We start from the raw sequence: 4,155 nt of genomic DNA, 5'->3' as shown, positions 1-4,155 counted from the left end.
CGGGCATTGGCCTCTCACTCCCTCTCCCGCTCTTCGCGGGGGAGGGTGGGGTGGGGGCGCGGCATCGGCGGTGTTGGTTACGTGTGGCCGCGATTACCTGATCGATGGATTTCGCCCGGAGCTTCCCCCACCCCAACCCTCCCCCGCGAAGAGCGGGAGAGGGAGCGCAGCATCGCAAGCGTCGATATGATCAGAATTTCGGAAACGCCGGATCTGGATAGTGTGACGATTCCCAGAAACCAATCGGTTCAAAACTCTCGGACCTCATCCTGAGAGGGTGAGAATTTTCGATTTTTGAGTTTTCCAACATGAGTCAAATTAGGACTTAGGCCCTACGGAAACGCCGAAATGCCAATACATTCTCACTCTCTGAGGAGCCCGGCAGAGCGCAGCGAAGCTGGGCGTCTCGAAGGATGGCAGCTTGCACGGCCACCAGATGCGGCCATCCTTCGAGACGCATCGCTTCCGCGATGCTCCCCGGGGATGATGTTGGGCGAGCATCCGGCGCGGCTATACGTCATGGTCTTGGATCCACGGGTGTTCCGCCATGACCATCGGCGTCATCGAACAATCGACCAGCAGCCCGCGCTCCGGCGGCAAGCCTTCGGCCGCCAAGAGCTGGCTCAAGGCGATCGAACTCACCTCCCGCATCGAGGCCGATCCCTCGCGGCTGTTTGCGGATATCGTCGAGCAATGGTCGGAACGACAACCCGATCGTGCCGCGCTGATGTCGGAGACCGAGAGATTCAGCTACCGCCAACTGGCCGAGCGGATCAACTGTTACGCCCGCTGGGCGTTGGCTGTCGGAATTGAACCAGGCGACCCCGTTTGCCTGTTGATGCCGAACAGTGCGGATTATATCGCCGCCTGGCTCGGCATCGGCAAGGTCGGCGGCGTCGTAGCGCTGATCAATACCAAACTGGTTGGGCCGTCGCTGGCCCATTGCATGAATGTCGCCCATGCCGGCCACATCATACTCGCTCCCGAGCTGGTCGGCGCATTCGAAGCCGCGTTGCCCGATCTGACCCGCATGCCGAAAATCTGGATTCGCGGCAGCCGCAATGATGAGCGCAGCATCGACGCCGCGCTGGATCAAACTGACAAGAGCCCGCTATCGCCCGCGGAGCGGCGCGGGATCACCATCAACGATCGCGCTTTGCTGATCTACACTTCCGGCACCACAGGCCTGCCGAAGGCGGCCAGCATCAGTCACCGCCGCATCCTGAACTGGGGCCAATGGTTTGCCGGCATGACCGACGCCTCGATCGACGACCGGCTGTATGACTGCCTGCCGCTGTTTCACAGCGTCGGCGGCGTCGTCGCGCCGTGCAGCATGCTGTGCGCGGGCGCCTCGGTGGTGCTCGCGGACACATTTTCCGCGCGGACCTTCTGGCAGGATATCGCGCGCTGGGATTGCACGCTGTTCCAGTATATCGGCGAACTCTGCCGCTATCTTCTGAAGGCGCCGGGTTCCGAATTCGAAGACCGGCATCGGCTTCGGCTCGCCTGCGGCAACGGTCTGCGCGGCGATATCTGGCAGGCCTTTCAGGCGCGCTTTGGCATCCCGCAGATCCTCGAATTCTATGCCGCGACCGAAGGCAATTTCTCGCTCTACAATGTCGAGGGCAAACCGGGCGCGATCGGCCGGATTCCGCCGCTGCTCAGCCATCGTTTCCCCGCCGCGATCATTCGCCTCGATCCCGGCACCGGCGTGCCCGTTCGCGGCGCCGAGGGTCTTTGCATCACCTGCGCCCGCAATGAGGTCGGCGAAGCCATCGGCCGGATTGGAACGGCCGATGGCGGCGGCGGCCGCTTCGAGGGTTACACCGACGCGACCGAGACCGAAAAGAAAATCCTGCGCGACGTGCTGGCGCCTGGTGATGCCTGGTTTCGCACCGGCGATCTGATGCGGCTCGATGACACCGGCTTTTTTCATTTCGTCGATCGGGTCGGCGATACCTTCCGCTGGAAGGGCGAGAATGTCGCGACCTCCGAAGTCAACGCAGCCGTGCTGGATTACCCCGGCGTGGTTGATGCGTCGACCTATGGCGTCAATATTCCCGGCGCCGACGGCCGCGCCGGCATGGCCGCGATCGTGGCCGGCGATCGCTTTGATCTTGAGCCGTTCCACGCGCATCTTGCGCGGCGGCTGCCGCCTTATGCCCACCCGGTATTCCTCCGCCTGTGCGCCGGCCTGGACGTGACCGAAACCTTCAAGCACAAGAAGCATCAGCTGGCGCGTGAGGGATTCGATCCCGGTGTCGTGAAGGACCCGCTCTTTTTCAAAGAACCCGCCTCGGGATCTTATGGTCCAATCGATGATGCGATTTTTGCGCACATCCTGGACGGTTCGATCAGGCTGTAGGGCGGATTGGAGCGCAGCGTAATCCGCCATCTCGCCGGCGATAAAGCGGCGGGTTACGCCGGAGCCTGGTATCGGGCCGCGCGTTGCGCGCGCCCGGTGAATTTACGCGACTTTTTGGAGCGGTTGAAGCCAAAGAACCCCTACGTCCTGTCGATCCTGTAGGGGCGACCCTTGTGGTCGCCCTCCTTCGGCGCCCCCGCATCTTACCCGTTTCATCCAGGGGGGTCGGCCAAAGGCCGGTGGCGAACTTTTTGTAAGCATTGCATTTACCAATCGGCGCACATGATCGCCCAAAGCTGGAGTTAATTCACCTTTGCGCGCTACCAAGGCGCTCCAAACAAGCTAATTAAGTCAGAGAGCCCAAGTCATGACGGTAAAAGCAAAGATCATCGCCGCGATGCAGCAGATCGCCCGGGAGCAGCAGGTGACGTTGCCGCCGCTCGACGACGACCTGTCGCTGCACGAAACCGGTTTCGATTCGCTCGGTTTTGCCATTCTGGTGGCGCGGCTCGAAGACGATCTCGGTATTGATCCGTTTACGATCGCGCAGGACGCGGCGTTTCCTCTCACCATAGGCGATTTTATCAGGGCCTATGAAAATGTCCCCGCGTGAAGTATTCGCGCTGCGGGGCTATCTCGGTCCGGAGCGTGCGGGCCGCACGATTTCGGATGCGCGGCAGATCGGGTCGCTGACGGATATCCCGGCGCAGACCTGTCTCTCCAATCGCCTTGGCGAACTCGCCGGGCGCGCGGTGCTGCTGGCCGCCGGGGATCAGCTGACCGCCGCGATCGCGATGACGGAGATCGACGGCATCGCGCGGCGCATGCTGCTCTGTCCGCCCGATTTCAATGCCGGTGACATCAATACCCTGATCGAGGATGCCGGCATCGACGCGGTCGTCAGCGATGACGTGTCGAAATGGGCTTCTTCCGGGATCGACCTCATCGTCAAGGCCGTAGCGCCGGCGCGCGCGGCCGCGCGCGCGCAAACCGAGCGGGCGACGGAATGGCTGATGCTGACTTCCGGCACTTCGGGCGCACCGAAAATCGTCCGCCATAGCCTGGAGGGACTGACCGGCGCGATTGTCGCTGACGATGTCGGGCGCGGCGCGCCGCCGGTGTGGGCGACCTTTTATGACATCAGGCGCTATGGCGGCCTGCAGATCTTCCTGCGCGCCGTGATCGGCGGTGGCTCGATGGTGCTGTCCGATCCCACTGAGCCGATCGCCGATACCATTGCGCGGCTGCGCGCACGCGGTGTGACGCACATTTCGGGAACGCCGTCGCACTGGCGCAAGCTTTTGATGAGCGGCGCGGTTTCCAAGTTCTCTCCGCGTTACCTGCGCTTGTCCGGCGAGATTGCCGACCAGGCCGTGCTGGATGGCTTGCGCCGGGCCTTTCCCGAAGCCTCGATCGGTCATGCCTATGCCTCGACCGAGGCCGGTGTCGGCTTTGCCGTGAACGATGGGCTCGAAGGTTTTCCGGCCAGCCTGATCGGGGAAGGCCGTGATGGTGTCGATATGAAGGTCGAAGACGGATCGCTGCGGATACGCTCGACCCGGACCGCGCATGGCTATCTCGGCCGCAACGCCGCCGCGCTGACTGACCCCTGCGGTTTCGTCGATACCGGCGACATGGTCGAACGGCGCGGCGAGCGCTATTACTTCGTCGGCCGTCGTGGCGGCATCATCAATATCGGCGGCCTCAAGGTTCATCCCGAGGAAATCGAGGCCGTCATCAACCGCCATGCCGAGGTGCGGATGTCGCGCGCCAGATCGCGCCGCAGCCCG

General features: G+C 62.9%; 3 protein-coding genes. All 3 read left to right on the top strand.

Annotated elements, in window-relative coordinates:
* Positions 1-547 precede the first annotated feature (547 nt).
* Positions 548-2,365, top strand: a complete 1,818-nt coding sequence (locus ABSG20_RS32225; RefSeq protein WP_423868491.1) for a long-chain-acyl-CoA synthetase — start codon at positions 548-550, stop codon at positions 2,363-2,365.
* Between the two features lie 367 nt (positions 2,366-2,732).
* Positions 2,733-2,978 (top strand): acyl carrier protein, encoded by a 246-nt coding sequence (locus ABSG20_RS32220; protein ID WP_423868490.1) that lies wholly within the window; start codon positions 2,733-2,735, stop codon positions 2,976-2,978.
* On the top strand, positions 2,965-4,155 hold a 1,191-nt coding region (locus ABSG20_RS32215; protein ID WP_423868489.1), incomplete at its 3' end, for an AMP-binding protein. The genes ABSG20_RS32220 and ABSG20_RS32215, both read left to right, overlap by 14 nt.

This window comes from Bradyrhizobium sp., assembly GCF_049512235.1.
Classification (GTDB): domain Bacteria; phylum Pseudomonadota; class Alphaproteobacteria; order Rhizobiales; family Xanthobacteraceae; genus Bradyrhizobium.
Note: the sequence above shows the minus strand (reverse complement) of the source record. Positions and strands in the feature narration are given on the sequence as shown.

Excerpts from the sequence above, each read along its gene's own strand:
- ABSG20_RS32225 (WP_423868491.1), top strand. The coding sequence starts at position 548 with ATGACCATCGGCGTCATCGAACAATCGACCAGCAGCCCGCGCTCCGGC.
- ABSG20_RS32220 (WP_423868490.1), top strand. The coding sequence starts at position 2,733 with ATGACGGTAAAAGCAAAGATCATCGCCGCGATGCAGCAGATCGCCCGG.